Here is a 16,486-nt window from a genome sequence, read left to right as displayed (position 1 = left end):
CTACGTTAATCGGCTTCGAAGAGCGCTTTGAAACGGGCGCCGTTTTTGATGTAATGTTCGGTTCCCATGCGTACCATCGCAATTTGCTCATCACTCAAAGTGCGTTTCACCTTCGCTGGCGCACCGACAACCAGTGAGTTGTCTGGTATCTCCATACCTTCAGGGACGAGGGCATTGGCACCAATGATGCAGTTTTTTCCAATTTTCGCACCGTTCAACACGACCGCATTGATGCCGATAAGTGAGCCAGACCCAATTGTGCAGCCGTGAATCGTGGCGTGATGCCCCACCGTGACATACTCACCAATATCAGCTTTAAAACCCATATCGGCGTGCACCATAGCCAAATCCTGCACATTGGCGCCTTTGCGTACGATAATATCCTCGACATCTCCACGGAGCACACATTGAAACCAAACGCTGGCGTCTTCGGCTATGGACACTTTGCCTATAATGGTTGCATTTGGGGCGACAAATGCGTTGTCAGCGATAAGAGGGGTGCTGCCGTTGAAGGGTATAATCATTAGCTTTCCTTAGAGTGCATTCGGCAGTGTTCGTCTGCCAGTTCAAGTTCAAATGTCGTGTGGTGAATATTGAAAGGTTTCAGCAACGCGCTTATCTCTCGCTTAACAGGGATATGACTCGCCGTGTCGCTGCTATTAAGCTTGATATGCGCGGACACAACGTGCTTGTCGCCGTCCAGCGACCACATGTGAAAGTGGTGCAGGCTCTGCACCTGCTCGATACCGCTCAAGGCCTGTTTAACCTGCAGCGACAATTCGTTGTCTGGGGTCGCCTGCGCAAATAAACGCAGTGTCTCTTTCAGCGAGCGCAATACGTTGAACAATATAAATAAGGAGAACGCAACCGAAAGCGCGGGATCTAACCAAGTCCACTGCACAAAATGAAGGACGATGGCCGCCACGAGCACCACCACCCAACCCAACATATCTTCCAAAAGGTGCCAATTCAGTACGCGCTCATTCATGGTCTTACCAGAACGCAGCCGAAGAGCGGCCGCTCCGTTGACGACCACGCCTAACATGGCCAACCACAACATGCCTTGCGCATTCGGCAGTATGGCTTGATCAAATCGTTGCAGAGCCTCGCTAAGAATCCAGAGGCAACCCACCACCAACACGATCGCGTTGAACAAGGCGCCAAACAAACTCAACCGCCGGTAGCCGTAAGTGAAGTTCGCATCACTTTGCCTATGCCCTAAGCGGTTTAGGATCAAGGCACTCGCAATCGCCAGCGTATCGCCAAGATCATGCACCGCATCGGCCATGATGGCTGTGCTTTGCGTAAGATAACCACCCACGAACTCTACTACCGTAAAGCAGGCATTGAGCGCAAACACCATCAAGAGACGCCCCTCGCTGGCGTCTCCGTGGTCGTGATGATGGTGGCCGTGATGATGTTCTGACATCTGGAGTCCGCGCGGAAAAGACGTTATGGTGGGCCAATAGAAACATCAAATCAATAGGAGCAAAGAGAGTGAGTGAGGTCATTTGGATCACAGGAGCGTCAAGCGGCATTGGCGAGGCGTTTGCAAAAGAGTTTGCCCGTTTGGGAGGGTATCGTTTGGTCCTAAGCGCTCGACGTGAGCCCGAGCTCGAGCGAGTTAAAGCGCAGTGTCTTAACCAGGGGCTAGACTCAGACGATGTGCTAGTCCTGCCCTTGGATGTCACTGATACCGACAGCCACACCGATAAAGTGAAAACGGTGTTGGATACCATGGGGCAGGTGGATATGCTGATCAACAATGCCGGGGTGTCGCAACGGTCTTGGTGCGTCGATACGGACCTAGAGGTCTACCGTCGAATTTTTGAGATTGATGTATACGGTCAAATATCCTTGACCAAAGCCGTGTTGCCGCACATGCGAGGGCGTCAATCGGGTCACTTAGTGGTGACCTCAAGTGTGGCGGGAAAGGTGGGCGCGCCACTGCGAACAGGTTACAGTATGGCCAAACACGCGGTTATGGGGTTTTTCGATGCATTGCGATGTGAAATAGCGCACGAAGGGATATCCGTGTCCACGATCACGCCGGGCAGCATCCAGTCGCAAGTCTCGGTGAACGCGATGCGCGCGGACGGTGAAGCTTTCGGGATCATGGACGATCAAATCGAGAATGGGATGGACGCGGACCGTTGTGCCCAAGAAGTGGTCGCTAAATTGCTTGCGAAGCAGCGGGAGATCCCGGTCGGTGAAAGCGCGATGGAAATGGGCCTTTTGGAAATGAAGCGATCAAACCCTGAAGCCTTGTTCGATATGCTTGAAGGTATGACCGCCAACCTAAGGGCTCAGGGCGTTTATTAATCTCGAGCTTCGTGCAACATCGCCAAATCTTTGCGCAAGTGCTTAGCGGCGAGATAGAACAGAATGACAGGGATTCCGCCGATGCAGGCGGATACCAACATCGCGTAGCGCAAGCCCTCAACACCGTAATGTACACCGAAAGCGTCGCTCATTAAGCCCGTGGCCAATGGGCCGAGACCCAGCCCGATCATGTTGAGCACAAAAAACAGTATGGCTGAAGTCATGGCCCGCATGTGAGCAGGCACTAAAAAATGACTGATTGCGATACACGGGCCGAGGTACATCGCTCCAGAGATATTTGAAAGTATGAGCACGCCGATGAGTGCATTTACATTCGGTGTAATCAGCACGAATATTGCGAGTGGGATGTGGATAAGGGCACCCCACATCGGTACCCACAGATACCAGCGTTTGTCTTTCTGACCAAATTTATCGGCGAAGAACCCACCTAAAAACGTGCCAACGGCTCCGGTAATTCCGGAAACTAATGCCAGTGTGTAACCAATTTCTGCAAGCCCCATACCGTGTACTCGATACAGAAACGATGGAAAAAAATTGCCATTGCCGTAGCTCGCGTACGCCATTAAAGCCGTTCCCAGGGCGGCAAACCAGAAAGACTTGCGCCGCATGAGGAACGCAAGTGTTTCGCGAAATTCGGCTTTCTCTTGATTTGACGGGGCGTCGTCCCAGCGTCCTCTGATGGGCTCTTTGAGGACCATGACCAGCACAACAGCAAGAGCGACGCCAGGCAGACCTACGGCCATAAACGCCATGCGCCAGCCAAACTGCTCGGCGAGAACACCACCAAACGCGAAACCGAACAAGATCCCGACGTAGATACCTGCAGAGTAAAAAGACAAGGCTTTTCCCCGGTGCTCGGGCGGAAAGTAATCCGAGATCATAGAATGTGATGGAGGCGAACCACCGGCTTCGCCTAAACCGACACCGATTCGGGCCAGCAGCAGATGCCAGTAGTTTTGTGCCAATCCGGAAAGAGCGGTCATGCCCGACCAAACCGCTAAGGCTGTTGCTACAATATTTCTGCGATTCACGCGGTCAGCCCAATAGGCGATGGGAATGCCAGCCGTGACATAAACCACCGCGAAACTAAAGCCGCTCAATAGTCCAAGTTGAGTATCTGTAAGGCCCATGTCGAGCTTTATCGGCTCTTGCAGTATTACCAAGATTTGACGGTCAATAAAATTAAAGGCATAGACCAAAGTCAGTAAAACCAAGGCGAAATTACGATATCGTGGGCTAAAGTCGGCCTGCGTAGACGGTGTTGGCGGCGCCATTTGAACTCCTAGTATAATTATTTGAGCACTGGTACGTTACAAAAAACCGGCTGTGTTTTGAAGCAAAATCGACTAAGCTTGGCGAAATTTTTTAGAACAAGGATATGCTGTGAAAGCGTTGCGAAATGCCTTTGGCCAATTTGCTACCGGTGTTTGTGTTGTCAGCGCCGTCAATACTGACGGGCGTGCAATCGGCATCACAATTAACTCGTTTGGATCCGTTTCCCTCGATCCAGCTCTCGCTCTCTGGAGTATTCAAAATTCCTCAGATTTGTTCGAGTTTTGGACGGGTACAAAAAAATACGCCATCAACATTCTTGCCTCGGACCAGCAAGCCATCAGCGGGCAGTGCGCAAAGCCGGGCCAGCATGGCTTACAAAGCGATCAGGTAGCGATGTCTGAAGATGGTATTCCGCTCGTCATAGGGGCCTTGGCGTCGTTTGAAATGACGCTCGAGCAAGTTGTGCCAGCGGGTGACCACCATTTGATATTGGGCACCATCGATAAGTATCAGGTCAACGATGCACTCTCACCCTTAGTGTTTCACAAAGGGCAGTATCACACTCTTTAGCGTCCTAAATGCTGCGGTGCATTCAGCGCCACAAAACTTTATAATGATCTTTTCAACTAGGCTGACATCGTAATGAAGTTTTGTAGCGCGTGCGGGCACGAGGTTCAACTCGAAATCCCAGACAATGACGACAGGGAGCGACACGTCTGCGGCCGCTGCAAAACCGTTCATTATTCAAACCCGAAAATTATTGTGGGCTGTCTGCCTGTATGGGAAGGTAAAGTGCTTCTTTGCAAGCGGGCGATCGAACCGCGGTTCGGCAAATGGACACTGCCCGCGGGATTCATGGAGAACCAAGAGACAACGGCGCAGGGCGCTGCTCGAGAAACCTGGGAGGAGGCCCGAGCAAAAGTCAAAGATCTATCTTTGTACTACCTCTTCGATGTCCCCGCCATCGATCAAGTCTACTTATTTTATCTGTGCGAACTTGAGACAGGTGAATTTGGTGTCGGGCCGGAAAGCATAGAGTGTGGCCTGTTCAGTGAGTCTGAGATTCCGTGGGACGAGCTCGCGTTTCCAGTCGTCATCGAAACACTCAAAACGTACTTTTCTGATGCGGCAGAGGGCAAGGGCTTCCCCATGCGTGTAGATACTGTAATCAGACGAAGTAAGCGTGAGTGACCCTACCATAACGATTGAGCTTTCAACGCTTATCCTCGCCGCAGCGCTTTGGACAAGCTTGCTGTTGTTGATATTTCTATCGAAGCTTGGACCCTACCGTATCAACCAGCGTTTACTGCTCGAAAAGCAGGCCGAGCTCGAATCACAGCTATCAAAAGAGTCCTCGAGGACGCACGAATCAGAGGTTTTGCGACAAGAATTGTCGCAGTCACTCGCTGCTAGGACGGCGGAATATGAGGCCTTGCAACGGGCCCATAAGAGCATCCAAACAGAAACCGAGCGGATTCGCACTGAAATGTCGTCGGAGTTTCGTCTCCTTGCGCAACATTTGCTCGAAGAGAAAAGCGCGAAATTGCAGGAGGGCAGTGCAGAGTTAATGGGCCGAACACTGACGCCCCTGCAGACCCAACTGAAAGACTTTCGCGCAAAAATTGAGGATGTTCACGAGAAACAAATACAGGATCGTGCCACCTTGCAGGGGGAGCTTGAGCAAATTAAGCAGCTCAACCGGCAGTTGTCAGAAGACGCTGAAAACCTAGCGAAAGCTCTAAAAGGCGACAAAAAATTGCAGGGCAATTGGGGAGAAGTGGTGCTTGAGCAGATACTCGAGCACAGCGGCCTCCGCAAGGGCTACGAATACGATACCCAGGTTGCAATGCGCGATGACTCGGGTCGCAAGCGATTACCCGACGTCATTGTGCATTTACCCGATAAACGAGACATCGTCATCGACTCCAAGGTTTCGCTCGTGGCCTACTCACAGGCGATGGGTGCGACAGATCAGGTGGAGCGCGATGCGGCGTTGAAAATTCATGCCAGAAATGTGGCAACTCACATTGATACGCTTGCCAGCAAGAATTACGAGTTGCTGGAGGGCCTACAAACGCTGGATTTCGTTTTGTTGTTTATTCCGATTGAATCGGCGTTCATCACGGCCTTCGAGAGTGAGCCAGAGCTGTTTCGCAGAGCCTACGACAAAGGCGTAATCGTCGTGAGCCCGAGCACCTTATTGGCCACGCTTAAAACGGTGCAGACCGTGTGGCGCTACGAGCAACAAAATCGCAATGCAGAGCGAATAGCTGAGCAAGCGGGTCGTTTATTCGATCAGGCTGTTTTGGTCTTGGAGTCGATTCAGGAGGTCGAGCGATACGTTAATAGAGCAAGCGAGTCGCTGCAGCAAACCAAAGCACGTTTGAATACGAATAAAGGGAACCTGGTATCGAGAATCGGCGCACTCAGCGATCTTGGCGCTCGACACAAGAAGCAGATTCCATCCGACTTTAAGGATCAGGGTCGTATTGACAGGAACGAAGTCGATTCTGACGATATCGATTAATTAACCTTACCTAAGGAGTACATAAGTGAGTTTTTTAAACGTTGGTGATCAAGCCCCCGATTTCGCATTACAGAACCAAAATGGTGACCTTGTGCGCTTAAGTGACTACAAGGGCAAAACGGTGGTCGTGTATTTCTACCCAAAAGCAATGACACCGGGCTGCACGACGCAAGCTTGTGGGCTACGGGATGCCAATGACGCCTACGCAGCACGAGACATTGTCGTTCTCGGCCTAAGCCCAGACACGCATGAGCGTCTGAAACGGTTCGAAGATAAGTATGATCTAAACTTCACCCTTTTATCGGATGAAGACCACAGTGTCGCCGAAGCCTATGGCGCGTGGGGCCTCAAGAAGTTTATGGGTCGAGAGTTTATGGGGATATTGCGGAGCACATTCGTCATCGACGGCAATGGTGTCATTTCCCATGTGATGGCCACAGTGAAGACCAAGACTCATCACGACGACGTGCTCGCTCTAATCGGCTAATTACTTCCAAAAAGGTGCGGGAGTCTCTAATCCAGTGACGCCTACTAGTTTATCGAGCAAGGCGACAAAGGTTTCATAATCCTTCTGACCCAGTTGTTCCGCTTGCTCTGCTCGTATCGCGCTGAAAGTCTTGGCAATGTGCTCGGCGACCTTTCGGCCGTTCTTTGTGAGCTTGATCGCTTTCGCGCGGCGGTCCTGCGAATCGATCGCGCGCTCGATATAACCCATCTGCTCGAGCTCCCGTAAGGTTTTCCCCATGCCTTGTTGCGTTTGTTGGGCTCTGTCGGCAAGTTCAGACACGCGCACAGTACCGAGGCCGATGTAAGAGAATACGGCGAAGTGAGAGGGCCGCAATCCTAAATGACCATCGGCATAGAGAGCCGATAGTGCACGTTTTTCAAAAGCGCGCCCTAAAGCGAGCAGTGTGCGGGGAAGTACGCGATCTAACATTTTACATTCCTTGATAACGCAGAGTGTGGGCCAGACCCAACTCTTTCGAGAATTGTGACGCATTGTTGTCTAAACTTTTTGTAATGTAAAGGGCTTTACTGCTTAATTTTGCGGTATTAATGCTGGCAGCCGCAGACAAATCATCGAGCCCGACCGAAGAAAAAGGGTGATCTTTGTGCGTAATTAATGGACGTTTTTTACGAAGTTTCGTAGCATGTCGCTTCGATTATAACCCGGAGTCCTCTATGAGTTTTTTTATCCCAGCAGCACATGCTCAAGCAGCGAATGCGGCGCCACCCGGTGGCGAACTGTTCCAAATTTTCTTTTTGGTCGGCCTCTTCGTGCTGTTTTACTTCATTGCCATTCGCCCGCAACGCAAACGCCAAAAAGAGCATCAAGAGCTGGTCAGCAACTTGGCCAAGGGCGACGAAATTATTACCACCTCTGGCATACTGGGACGTGTCGCTAAACTCGACGATACCTATATGGTGGTCACCGTAGCCGATAAGGTGGACATGAAATTTCAGCGGTTACACGTGCACGCAGTGTTGCCGAAAGGGACGCTGAAGAATATCGGTACTGACGCCTAATTATGCCCAATCTGGTTATCGCGATTTCCTCGCGCGCGCTATTTGACATGCGAGAGAGTCACCGCGTCTACGAGGAGCAGGGGCTCGATGCCTATGCCGCGTACCAGATTGCGCATGAGGATGAACCTCTCGCGCCCGGAGAGGCTTTTGGTTTCGTAAGGAAGTTGCTGGATCTTAACGCTCGCTTTGATGCGGGCGTTGAGGTCGTGCTGCTGTCTCGTAATAGCGCCGATACGGGGCTTAGAGTATTCAACTCCATAGAACATCACCAACTGTCGATCACGCGAGCCGCGTTTTGCGGCGGGGATGCGCCGTGGCGATACATCACTGCCTTTGGGTGTCACTTGTTTTTGTCGACCGAGGCCGAAGATGTGCGACACGCGCTGGATAATGGTGTGGCGGCAGCAACTCTAGTGTCCCACGGTACAACGAAATCAAGCAATGCGCAGCTCCGCGTTGCGTTCGATGGTGATGCCGTACTGTTTTCCGACGAGGCTGAGCGCATTTATAAACAAGAGGGACTTGAGGCGTTTACAGCGTCCGAGCGGGCGTCGGCAAAACAGCCGCTGTCAGGGGGACCTTTTAGAGGCTTTTTAGGGGCACTTCACGATTTGCAGCAGTCAGCACCGGAGCACGAATCGCCCATTCGAACAGCGCTTGTCACAGCCCGATCTGCGCCAGCGCACGAGAGGGTCATTCGCACGTTGAGAGCTTGGAATGTTCGAATCGACGAATCTATTTTTTTGGGTGGTATGGACAAGTCAGCTTTTCTAAAGGCCTATCAAGCCGACGTGTTTTTCGATGATCAAGCCTCACATTGTGCGTCGGCGAGCGCACATGTCGCCACAGGACACGTGCCCCACGGTGTGGCAAATCAGGGGGCGGACAAGTTATAACTAACTTGTGGGTAACCGTGCTTAGTTGTAACCTATCGTTATAAGACGGTGGGCGTTAAATCATGAAATTACAGCAGCTAAAGTACATCTGGGAGGTCGCGCACCACGACCTAAACGTCTCCGCGACCGCACAGAGCTTATTTACCTCGCAACCCGGCATAAGTAAGCAGATCCGAATGCTTGAAGACGAGCTAGGGGTCGAGATTTTCGCGCGTAGCGGCAAACATCTCACCGAAATTACCCCCGCAGGTAAGCTTATCATCGAAGCGGCAGGGGAAGTGCTGCAACGCGTAGAGGGTATCAAGCAGGCCGCGCGAGACTTTGCAGACAACACGCGTGGCACACTCAGTGTGGCGACCACTCACACTCAGGCGCGTTATGTATTGCCCATGGTCATTAAAGAGTTCATGGCGCGCTACCCCAATGTCACGCTCAATATGCAACAGGGAACGCCTGCTCAAATCGCAGCGATGGCCAGTGACGGCGAAGTGGATTTCGCGATCGCCACCGAGGCCTTAGAGCTTTACGACAACCTCATTATGATGCCCTGTTATCGGTGGAACCGTTGTATTTTAGTGCCAAAAGAGCACCCACTGACCAAGGTGAAGCGACTCACACTTGAAGAGGTCGCGCAGCATCCCATCGTGACTTACGTATTCGGGTTTACCGGCCGATCTAAGTTAGATTCCGCTTTTAAGCGTCAGAACCTAACCCCTCAGGTGGTCTTTACCGCGGCAGATGCCGATGTTATTAAAACCTACGTAAGGCTTGGCTTAGGCATCGGTATTGTCGCGCACATGGCGTATAATCCATCAGCGGATTCGGATTTGGTGGCTCTGCCCGCCGAACACTTATTTGATAGCAGTGTGACTCGGATAGGGTGCCGGCGCGGCACGTTTATGCGAGGTTACATGTACGATTTTATCGAGCTGTTTGCGCCGCACCTGACCAAAGAGCGCGTAGCAGCCGCAATGCAGTTAACACAGAGTGATCAGGTCGACCGTCTGTTTGCTGGCATCGAATTACCAAAACTATAGTCAAAAGGATATACAGTGGAACTAGTTTGTTTAGATCTCGAAGGCGTTTTGATTCCCGAGATATGGATTGCATTTGCCGAGAAAACTGGAATAGAGGCGTTGAAGAAAACGACCCGTGATGAACCGGATTACGATGTGCTCATGCAATATCGTCTGCAAATTCTACGCGACAATAACTTGAAGTTAAGCGATATCCAGGACGTGATCGCGACACTCGAGCCTCTGCCTGGAGCAAAGGCCTTCGTCGACTGGTTGAACGAGAACTTCCAAGTCATTATTTTGAGCGACACCTTTTACGAGTTCTCAGCGCCGCTCATGAAACAACTCGGGTGGCCTACCTTGTTTTGTCACCGACTCGAGACCGATACCGACGGCATGGTAGTGAATTACCACTTGCGGCAAAAAGACCCCAAGCGGGCGTCGATCAAAGCCCTACACAGCCTCAACTACACCATCTTTGCTGCAGGTGACAGCTACAACGACACCACGATGCTGTCCGAGGCTGATGTAGGCTTCTTGTTTCACGCGCCAGCCAACGTCAAAGCTGAATTCCCGCAATTTCAAGCAGTAGATGAATATGACGATCTGAAGCGTTTAATCGCCAATGCGAGCAGTCGAGACATCAAGCTGTAGTTCTAAACGCTTGCCTCAGCGCTCTGGATCGCCATCGGTTACAGAGCGCTATTACAAAATCTTCGATAGCTTATCAAACGTCTCTTGGTACTCATCGTCGGCGTTTGAGTCGGCCACAATCCCGCCACCACCCCAAACTCGTGCGCAGCCATCTTTGATGCTGATGGTACGAATGGCGATGTTCGACGTAAAATTGCCGTTATTCGACAGTGCCAAGATGCTACCGCAGTAAATACCTCGGGGGAGTCCTTCGAGTTCCCGAATGATTTCCATAGAGCGTTTTTTTGGCGCTCCCGTGATAGAGCCGCCCGGAAATGTGGCTTTTAGAGCATCAATCGGTGTCATCTCTTTAGCAAGAGTGCCCTGAACTTCGCTGACCAGGTGGTGAACGCTGGGGTAAGAGTGGAGTTCGCACAGCGAATTCACACGAATAGAACCCGGAGTACATACACGGCCTAAGTCGTTACGGAGTAAATCCACGATCATCACGTTTTCTGCGCGGTTTTTGCGCGAGTCACTGAGCTCTTCGGCGAGCCTGCGATCGATATCCGGATCGTCATGCCTTGGCGTTGTCCCTTTAATCGGTTGCGTGACCAGTAAAGAGTCATTGCCCCTAATGAAAAGCTCGGGCGAAAAACACAATATATCGTCTAGCGAGGTCTGGAGCAGACAGGCGCTGAATGGCGCTGCATTTTTCGTACGCAGAGCGAGATATCGCGACCAGACAGAGCCCTTCAGTTGCGTTTCGAAAGGTTGTGCATAGTTCACCTGGTAGCTGTCGCCCGCCAATAGGTACTGCAATATTTTTTCGACCTTATCTAAATAGTCATGTTTAGGCTCGATGGCCCTCCATGTCAGCGCCTCGAGCGCGCCAATTTCGGGTACGGGATAAGACTCAATTCGATTGAGCAGGGCGCTTTTGAGTGCGTATGCGAAGTCATCGAGAGGGCGGCCGTCGTCGACCCAGTAAGAACACTTGGTCTGGTGATCAAAAACGATTGCCCACGGGTGGTAAGCTACATAAGCGGTAGCGCCGTTCTCAGAATAATTGCGGTTAATACCCATGAGCTCTTCACCAAAATCGTAGTGCAAGGCGCCTAGCCAACCGCCAGTGAACGGCACTGACGATCCGTGTTGATTTGCTCGCTTGAGATAGGCCTGATTCCAGTTGTCCAAGAAGTCCGATGCGCTCGCACTACCGGGCCGATGGGCGATCGTTTCGGATGGCGTGCACGATACCAAACTGAAACCTTGTGCTTGCCCGCCACTGTTAGCGCTGTCCAACCAGATGAAACCGCGCTCACCGTGCAGCTGCGTTGCTATGGCGCTTGCGGCGTCTGAGGGCAGGGAAAGCGGAATGCAACTTGGGGCTCGGGTCATGAACTAAGATCACAATGATGAACAGGTGCTCTAGTTTAATCGGTCTTGCGGCATCATGCGATCTAAGCCAAATGAGGGTCCTAATTTCAATCGCATATACAGGTCACAAATTGACTTTCTTGGCCGTTGCGGTAGTGTGGGCAAGCTTTAATTTTTAACGAAACGCAAGGTGGTTCAAGCACTTGACGTGCCAAGTAATGAACACCCACAACGCACTCTTGAGTACAATAAGAGACACGACTCTATGACCAAACAAAACACGGAACAACTCGAGCCCACGCTTTCCAATCCGTTTCAGAAGAAGCAGAACAAGCAATTTACTGTGCCCGGGGCGATCGTTGGTGAACCAGGACTTTACGAGAAGTCGTTGGAGGCCGGTTGGAATTTGCAGCAGCGACCTCATGTGGCTGCTGGCACGAAAGCGATAATGCGTCAGCATCAAAAGAATCGCATGACAATCTGGGAACGCATCCAGTGCCTGACCGACGGACCATTTACGGTTTTCTATCAAAACTGGGGCCCTAACCTCGATGGCGCCTCGTTGGTCACAGGGCTTATACAGGTCAATGGCCGTGACGTTGCCGTGTATGGGCACGATTTCACCGTGCGTGCAGGGTCTATGGACGCCACCAACGGAAAGAAGTTGGCGCGACTGTTCGAACTCGCCGCAAAACGTAAAATTCCAGTCGTTGGTTTAAATGATTCGGCGGGAGCCTATATCCCAGCTGGTGTTGGTGGCCTCGATGGTTATGCCGACGCGTTCACTGCTTTGCGCAAAATCTCGGGCGTCGTACCCAGTATTATGTGTATGTTTGGCTTTAACGCAGGTGGTGGTTCATACCTGCCTCGACAAGGTAGCTTTTTAATACAGCCGAACGAGACCTTCTTCGGATTAACCGGTCCCGGCGTTGTTAAATCTGTACTCGGCGAGGACGTGACCCCAGACGAGTTAGGGGGACCTAAAGTGCATTCTCAGAGTGGCGTCACCGACTTCGTCGTGCCCGATGAGGTCGCAGCGCTGAGAAAAGTCCGCGAGTTGCTCAACTATTTGCCCAGCCATTCTGGCGAATTAGCGCCCGTGCAAGCTTCCAGCGACCCCCTGAGTCGCAAAACATGGGATATCGACATATTACTCAAGCAAGCCTTCAATTCGCCAACAGGCTTCAACACGCCCATCGATATTAGCATCCTGATCCAGCAGCTGTGTGATCATGGTGACTTTTTAGAAATACAGCCTGAGCGCGCGCGCAACACAATTACAGCTCTAGGGCGTATGGGGGGCAACGTTGTGGGCTTTGTGGCCAACAATTCAGCGGTAGCCTCGGGGCAGATCGATGTTGACGCGGCCTACAAAAATGCGCGTTTCATCCGCTTTTGCAACTTGTACAACATCCCCATTATTTTCTTGGAAGATACCACCGGGTTTTTACCGGGGCGAGAGCAAGAAAGCAGAGGGATTGTTCAGGCAGGTCGCGCGATGCTCGACGCCATTGTCGACCTAAGAACACCTCGTTTCCTTGTTTTGGTACGTAACGCCTTCGGGGGCGCCTATGCGTCTTACAACAACTACCCGACGGGAGCAGACTTCGTCGTTGCATTGCCTACCACACGCGTGGCCGTTATGGGGCCTGCGGGTGTCGAGTATGTGTACAAAGATGAGCTCCGTAAAATTCGCCAGTCCGCCAAAACCAAAGTCGTTCAGGAAGCCGAAGCCCAGCGTGCAGCAGGCATGAGCGAAAACGAAGCCCTAGAAACGGCGACGGGATTAGTAAATGACTGGGTTAAGGCAGAAGAGCAGCTGTTGGCACAGCGCTACGAGCGAGAGCTCATGAACCCCAACGAAGCGTTGAGCCTTGGGTCAATTTCGCAAATCGTCATGCCCTCGGATCTGCGTCAAGTGCTGGGTGAGCAAATGGCATTCTGCCTCCGACACTACACGCCAGAGCCCATGGGCGGCGTTCAGCGCGAATTCCACTAAGCACGTCGACGATTTCAAGAGGAACAAACAGTGTCAAACGAACATTATTTAAATAACCCGTTGATTCACAAAAATCGTCAGCAGCACGCGCACACTTCAGAGTGGATTCGTCAGTTCGACTGCCGCGATTTGCGGCCTCTGATTATTTGCCGGGGACCCATTCGCAAAGAAGCGATGGATGTGTTTGTCGAGATGGGCATCAACGATTTTGGCATCTTGCTCAGCGAAAAAGATTCAATTGTGTATCAGGATGCCTTGGCACCTGAGCTACGGGCAATCAAAGACCCAAACCACATCCACCGAGTACCCGACTACACCGGTACTAATAAAGAAGAGCGGGAGCAACGCATAGCGCAAATTATTTCGATCGCTCACACCAATGGCTACAATTCGATCTTTGCAGGTTATGGCTTCATGGCAGAGGACGAAGCCATGGTCGCGGCAATGGAGAAGGCAGGGCTTAATTTTATTGGACCCTGCTCCAAAACCGTCCACGATGCTGGCCTCAAAGATGAGGCAAAGAGAACGGCGCTCCGTGTGGGTGTGAGTGTTACGCCCGGCATTGACAACGGCACTGCGCTGACCTTGTTAAAGAAGTATCCAACCATTCAAGCCCTCAAGGACCTCGTTGCCAAGCAAGCATTACCGTTAGATGAATCACTGTTGGACCAAACGGATATCTCGTTGGAAGACAAAGCGGATTTAGTGCTTCAAGCATCCTACGATAAGGGTATCGATCTATACACTGTTGATGAGTTATCAGAAACGCTCACCGAAGCCGTGATGCGCATGTATGCAGAGTACCCCAGCAATCGCGTGCGATTAAAGGCGATCTCGGGCGGTGGCGGAAAGGGGCAGCGCATCCTGGCTGCGCCATCGGCTTATGAAGGCGACGAAGCCTCACGTATTGAGCAGGCGGCGAAAAAAACGCCCGAGTTAATCCGTGAAATCTTGAACGAAGTTAAAGCGACCGGCGTTGGCGACAACAAAAACGTGTTGGTCGAGCTCAATATCGAAACCACGCGCCACCAAGAAATCCAAGTCATCGGTAACGGTGAATGGTCGATGACTTTGGGCGGGCGCGATTGCTCGCTTCAGATGCACGAGCAGAAGTTACTGGAAGTGTCGGTCACTGTTGAATCCCTGCAGGCCGCTATTGAAGAAGCGAAACAGCAGGGGCGTGCGACTGAGCAACGTGTGCTAGAGCAAGATTTAAAAACGCTGGTCGCAATGGAAGATGAGGCGGCGCGATTTGGCGAAGCAGTGGGTCTGGATTCGGTGTCGACCTTTGAGTGCATCGTCGATCGCGATAAACACTTCTTTATGGAAATGAATACTCGAATTCAGGTAGAGCACCGCGTGACGGAGCTGTGCTACGCACTCAAGTTTGCGAATCCAGAAAACCCCAATGATTACTTTATCGTGGAGTCTCTCGTCGAGGCGATGGTCTTGCTGGCCGCACACGGTTCAAAACTCCCCAAGCCCGAACGTATTTTGCGGCATAACGACAGCGTCGAGGCTCGCCTGAACGCGACGAACAATGCCTTGCAGCCATCGGCTGGCGGTGTTATCGAATACTGGAGCGACGCAATTGAGGGAGAGATTCGCGACGACCAAGGTATATCGTTACACAACCCCGATACCGATGTATTTATCAAATACACTCTGGCTGGGGCTTATGATTCAAATATTGCCTTACTTTTAACCGTAGGTGAGACGCGTTTGGACACATACGAGCGTATGGCAGAGACCTTGCGTCGCACCACCATTCGCGGCAAAGACTTGGCAACCAACTTATCGTTCCACAACGGTTTGGTGAATTGGTTCATCGGCAACAACATCAATGCACGTCCCACCACTCGGTTTATCGTTCCCTATCTGACCCTTGTAGGTGAAGTAAAGGCGTTGGCAGACAACATTGACCTCGATGCGGCTTGGCATTTACTGGCCGACCACGTCACGGCTGGGGCTGAAGGGGCGGCAAAAACAGCGCTTTCCGAGTGCTTAGCGCTCAAACAAACCTTGCTGACACGCCCTTTGGCCGCTTTACTGAGCGATCCACACGCCTTGAGTGGCTGGTTGAGTATCCACAGCGACTGTGTCGGCCCTGTGGGAGACACCCTAGTCTGGAACGAAAACCCGGTTGAACTGCTGGCCGAAACTTATGAGTTCTTGAATATGGGGTACCGTCCGGGACAAGCGGCGGCAAGCATGATTTGGAGTCATGACAATGAGTTACTGCAAGAAGCTAAGCAGTTTTATGAAGATTTAGACGATCGGCTTGCCTGTGAGGACTGGATTGAACTGTGCTCTGTGCTGGATGAAGATTGTGCGCCCGAGGCGTCTGGTTTAAGTGAGGAACTGTGGGCCGCCGTGAGATCGACACACTACGGCTATCAAGCCGGCATGGATTTATTGCTCATACTTCCAAAGCTGGGGCTCCTCGCGGACTTCTGCGCATTGGCTGTTAATGAAGATTTGACGATTCATATTCCAGAGCGCCTGCTCGATGCTGATCATCAGGCAAAAATGGCTAAGGTACTTGCGCCACCGCCGGCTGCCAAAGCCGATGAAATTTTGGCGGCGAGTGGCGGCATGTTTTATGGTCGAGAGAGTCCGGAGCATGCCTTATACGTGGAGCCTGGCTCGCATTTTGAAGCAGGCGACCCCTTATACATCGTGGAAGTCATGAAGATGTTCAACAAGGTCTATGCGCCTTTCGCAGGGACTGTTGACGAGGTTTTGGTCGACAAAGACGGCGTGATTATTCGCAAAGGGCAACCTCTGTTCAAAATCACACCCGACGAAAAAATAGAGATAGAAACGCCCGAGCAGAAGCAGGCACGCCAGCGAGCCAAAACCGCCGAGCTGATGCAATCGTTACTCTAAG

The 16,486-nt window shown here is 51.8% G+C and carries 16 protein-coding genes; 11 read left to right on the top strand and 5 right to left on the bottom strand.

Annotation, left to right across the window (positions count from 1 at the left end; translation table 11 throughout):
- Positions 1–5: 5 nt before the first annotated feature.
- Both EYZ66_RS07125 and EYZ66_RS07120 read right to left on the bottom strand, forming a co-directional pair.
- A complete protein-coding gene (locus EYZ66_RS07125) occupies positions 6–524 on the bottom strand; it encodes a gamma carbonic anhydrase family protein (protein ID WP_009575357.1) in 519 nt (172 codons plus the stop codon).
- Positions 524–1,429, bottom strand: a complete 906-nt coding sequence (locus EYZ66_RS07120; protein ID WP_009575358.1) for a cation diffusion facilitator family transporter — start codon at positions 1,427–1,429, stop codon at positions 524–526. Before EYZ66_RS07120 ends, EYZ66_RS07125 begins: the two co-directional genes overlap by 1 nt.
- 68 nt (positions 1,430–1,497) lie before the next feature.
- Between EYZ66_RS07120 and EYZ66_RS07115 the strand changes: the two genes are divergently transcribed.
- On the top strand, positions 1,498–2,322 hold the full coding sequence (locus EYZ66_RS07115; RefSeq protein WP_009575359.1) for an SDR family oxidoreductase: 825 nt from the start codon (positions 1,498–1,500) through the stop codon (positions 2,320–2,322).
- On the opposite strand, the gene EYZ66_RS07110 is transcribed toward EYZ66_RS07115, so the two are convergent.
- The gene (locus EYZ66_RS07110; RefSeq protein ID WP_009575360.1) at positions 2,319–3,617 is read right to left on the bottom strand and encodes a spinster family MFS transporter; all 1,299 of its coding nucleotides are present in this window, start codon (positions 3,615–3,617) and stop codon (positions 2,319–2,321) included. The genes EYZ66_RS07115 and EYZ66_RS07110 overlap by 4 nt on opposite strands.
- 109 nt (positions 3,618–3,726) lie before the next feature.
- Between EYZ66_RS07110 and EYZ66_RS07105 the strand changes: the two genes are divergently transcribed.
- The 4 genes from EYZ66_RS07105 (at position 3,727) to bcp (ending at position 6,632) form a co-directional block, all read left to right on the top strand.
- Entirely contained in the window at positions 3,727–4,188 is a 462-nt protein-coding gene (locus EYZ66_RS07105; RefSeq protein ID WP_009575361.1) for a flavin reductase family protein, read from the top strand.
- 72 nt (positions 4,189–4,260) lie between these two features.
- On the top strand, positions 4,261–4,809 hold the full coding sequence (locus EYZ66_RS07100) for an NUDIX hydrolase (protein ID WP_040816376.1): 549 nt from the start codon (positions 4,261–4,263) through the stop codon (positions 4,807–4,809).
- Positions 4,802–6,145 carry a DNA recombination protein RmuC gene (locus EYZ66_RS07095; protein WP_009575364.1) on the top strand — a complete coding sequence of 448 codons (1,344 nt, stop codon included), beginning with the start codon at positions 4,802–4,804 and terminating at the stop codon, positions 6,143–6,145. Before EYZ66_RS07100 ends, EYZ66_RS07095 begins: the two co-directional genes overlap by 8 nt.
- Positions 6,146–6,170: 25 nt before the next feature.
- Positions 6,171–6,632, top strand: coding sequence for a thioredoxin-dependent thiol peroxidase (bcp, locus tag EYZ66_RS07090; protein WP_009575365.1), 462 nt, complete (start codon positions 6,171–6,173; stop codon positions 6,630–6,632).
- Here the strand turns inward: bcp and EYZ66_RS07085 are convergent, their stop codons facing one another.
- Positions 6,633–7,082, bottom strand: a complete 450-nt coding sequence (locus EYZ66_RS07085; protein WP_009575366.1) for a MarR family winged helix-turn-helix transcriptional regulator — start codon at positions 7,080–7,082, stop codon at positions 6,633–6,635.
- Positions 7,083–7,327: 245 nt separating this feature from the next.
- Between EYZ66_RS07085 and yajC the strand changes: the two genes are divergently transcribed.
- The 4 genes from yajC to thrH all read left to right on the top strand — a co-directional run bounded on the left by yajC (position 7,328) and on the right by thrH (position 10,238).
- Positions 7,328–7,672, top strand: coding sequence for a preprotein translocase subunit YajC (yajC, locus tag EYZ66_RS07080; protein ID WP_009575368.1), 345 nt, complete (start codon positions 7,328–7,330; stop codon positions 7,670–7,672).
- Positions 7,673–7,674: 2 nt separating this feature from the next.
- Positions 7,675–8,568: a 5'-nucleotidase gene (locus EYZ66_RS07075; RefSeq protein WP_009575369.1), complete on the top strand. Its 894-nt coding sequence runs from the start codon at positions 7,675–7,677 to the stop codon at positions 8,566–8,568.
- A 62-nt stretch (positions 8,569–8,630) separates the two neighbouring features.
- Entirely contained in the window at positions 8,631–9,605 is a 975-nt protein-coding gene (gene cysB / locus EYZ66_RS07070; protein ID WP_009575370.1) for an HTH-type transcriptional regulator CysB, read from the top strand.
- Between the two features lie 15 nt (positions 9,606–9,620).
- A complete protein-coding gene (gene thrH / locus EYZ66_RS07065; RefSeq protein ID WP_009575371.1) occupies positions 9,621–10,238 on the top strand; it encodes a bifunctional phosphoserine phosphatase/homoserine phosphotransferase ThrH in 618 nt (205 codons plus the stop codon).
- A 51-nt stretch (positions 10,239–10,289) separates the two neighbouring features.
- Here the strand turns inward: thrH and pabB are convergent, their stop codons facing one another.
- Positions 10,290–11,618: an aminodeoxychorismate synthase component I gene (pabB, locus tag EYZ66_RS07060; protein ID WP_009575372.1), complete on the bottom strand. Its 1,329-nt coding sequence runs from the start codon at positions 11,616–11,618 to the stop codon at positions 10,290–10,292.
- 244 nt (positions 11,619–11,862) lie between these two features.
- On the opposite strand from pabB, the gene EYZ66_RS07055 reads away from it, so the two are divergent.
- The gene (locus EYZ66_RS07055) at positions 11,863–13,596 is read left to right on the top strand and encodes an acyl-CoA carboxylase subunit beta (protein ID WP_009575374.1); all 1,734 of its coding nucleotides are present in this window, start codon (positions 11,863–11,865) and stop codon (positions 13,594–13,596) included.
- 30 nt (positions 13,597–13,626) lie between these two features.
- Positions 13,627–16,485: an ATP-binding protein gene (locus EYZ66_RS07050; RefSeq protein WP_009575375.1), complete on the top strand. Its 2,859-nt coding sequence runs from the start codon at positions 13,627–13,629 to the stop codon at positions 16,483–16,485.
- The last annotated feature ends 1 nt before the right edge of the window (position 16,486 follow it).

The organism is Aequoribacter fuscus, from assembly GCF_009910365.1.
GTDB lineage: Bacteria > Pseudomonadota > Gammaproteobacteria > Pseudomonadales > Halieaceae > Aequoribacter > Aequoribacter fuscus.
This window is presented reverse-complemented; position numbering and strand designations above follow the sequence as displayed.

Bases quoted from the DNA above. Each gene is read 5' to 3' on its own strand.
- EYZ66_RS07055 (WP_009575374.1), top strand. From the start codon at position 11,863: ATGACCAAACAAAACACGGAACAACTCGAGCCCACGCTTTCCAATCCG.
- yajC (WP_009575368.1), top strand. From the start codon at position 7,328: ATGAGTTTTTTTATCCCAGCAGCACATGCTCAAGCAGCGAATGCGGCG.
- EYZ66_RS07120 (WP_009575358.1), bottom strand. From the start codon at position 1,429: ATGTCAGAACATCATCACGGCCACCATCATCACGACCACGGAGACGCC.
- EYZ66_RS07085 (WP_009575366.1), bottom strand. From the start codon at position 7,082: ATGTTAGATCGCGTACTTCCCCGCACACTGCTCGCTTTAGGGCGCGCT.
- EYZ66_RS07110 (WP_009575360.1), bottom strand. From the start codon at position 3,617: ATGGCGCCGCCAACACCGTCTACGCAGGCCGACTTTAGCCCACGATAT.
- cysB (WP_009575370.1), top strand. From the start codon at position 8,631: ATGAAATTACAGCAGCTAAAGTACATCTGGGAGGTCGCGCACCACGAC.
- EYZ66_RS07075 (WP_009575369.1), top strand. From the start codon at position 7,675: ATGCCCAATCTGGTTATCGCGATTTCCTCGCGCGCGCTATTTGACATG.
- EYZ66_RS07125 (WP_009575357.1), bottom strand. From the start codon at position 524: ATGATTATACCCTTCAACGGCAGCACCCCTCTTATCGCTGACAACGCA.
- EYZ66_RS07100 (WP_040816376.1), top strand. From the start codon at position 4,261: ATGAAGTTTTGTAGCGCGTGCGGGCACGAGGTTCAACTCGAAATCCCA.
- pabB (WP_009575372.1), bottom strand. From the start codon at position 11,618: ATGACCCGAGCCCCAAGTTGCATTCCGCTTTCCCTGCCCTCAGACGCC.